Here is a 1,329-nt window from a genome sequence, read left to right as displayed (position 1 = left end):
AACTGGACCACCTACATCAGATCAGACACAGCGCTTGGATGCGGCATGTCGACGAACACGGCGGCACCCACCACGGGTACTACCTACCCGCGGAAGGTGTGAGTGACCGTGCGGAATCCCTGTTCAGCTTCCCCAGCCTGGCTGCCTACGAGCAGTACCGCACCTTGTTCGGCACCCACTCGGACTTCATCGCCGCTGACCGGATTCGAGACGAGTCCGAGTGCGTCCTGCGGTACGAGCGCACCTTCATGCGGCCGCTCCTACCCCAGGGACACTGAAAGGGACTCCGGCAGCACGCTCGGCACAACCCACAACGCCGCAGGTCAGCGCGTACAGATGGGTGTACGCTATACACACATTAGGACCTTAAGGCATAGCTGCAGCTACTTTCGCCTTACTACCCATGAAGATAGTTGGAAGGAAGTTGAGTGATATTCATGACTGGTTCAAGTTATCGATCAAGAGTATTTGGATATAATTTTAGTCGGATCGTACTTATCTTCGCAGTACTCTTATTGTGTGTCTACTTCTTGACCAGAAGAGATCAAACCGCCTTTATCACATGCGGTCTTTTAGTGTCTCTGGCAATTTTCTTTAATGTCGGGGTGTTGCTGAATGATGAAATCCTTCGGATTTCAGTTCTTGGCATTCCAGTTAGCAACGTTCGTTTGGAATCTCTGAAGGGGGCGGAGATCCTTCCCTCGGGCCCCATACTCGAATCCCAAACGTTTGGGGTTCACTTCCTGGATGGCACTATTTCATTCCATGCCGGTTCTGCAAATATCCTCCTACACCGCAATATCGGAAGACCCATTCGCTTGACGGTTAAAGACCCAGAGGAATTTTTACACCTCCTAGCGGAGAACTCCGCTATTCGACCCGCTTCTCACAGTTAAGCCCCCGGTGCCGACACAACTGGCAACCAAAAGCATACCTCGAAGAGCTACTCACTCAAGCATCACCCGATCTGACGCGTCAGATGCTCGGTGATTTCATCAACCAAATTCTATCTTCCCAAGACGATACTGTCGGCAGCGCTGACTACGGCACCACCAGCGACAACCGCGTCAACCACCGCAACGGCTACCGCCACCGACTACTGGATACACGGGTCAGCACCGTCGATGTGGCTATCCCGAAACTACGCCACGGTTCCTTCTTGTCTGACTGGCTGTTAGAACGACGAACCCGTAGCGAACGTGCCATGTAGATAAGCCTCTGGGCACTAAAGTACCCAGAGTGAAGTGCCCCGGGTTTTGTTCCTAGGCGTTTGCCTTGATTTCTATTATTTCCTGGGGTGGGTTCTGCTTCCAAAATTCGGTTTCCACC

1 protein-coding gene and 1 pseudogene are annotated in these 1,329 nt (G+C 52.7%); both read left to right on the top strand.

Features of this window, described 5'->3' with window-relative positions; all coding sequences use genetic code 11:
• Positions 1-278, top strand: a 278-nt coding sequence (locus HMPREF3145_RS10855; RefSeq protein WP_246817588.1) for an NIPSNAP family protein, incomplete at its 5' end; no start/stop codon positions are given.
• Positions 279-922: 644 nt separating this feature from the next.
• A pseudogene (locus HMPREF3145_RS11550) lies at positions 923-1,207 on the top strand (transposase); the annotation flags it as partial.
• Between the last annotated feature and the right edge of the window lie 122 nt (positions 1,208-1,329).

The organism is Corynebacterium sp. HMSC05C01, assembly GCF_001807155.1.
Taxonomy (GTDB): Bacteria; Actinomycetota; Actinomycetes; order Mycobacteriales; family Mycobacteriaceae; genus Corynebacterium; species Corynebacterium coyleae.
The sequence above is the reverse complement of the archived record's forward strand: the minus strand, read 5'-3'. Positions and strand labels throughout refer to the sequence as shown.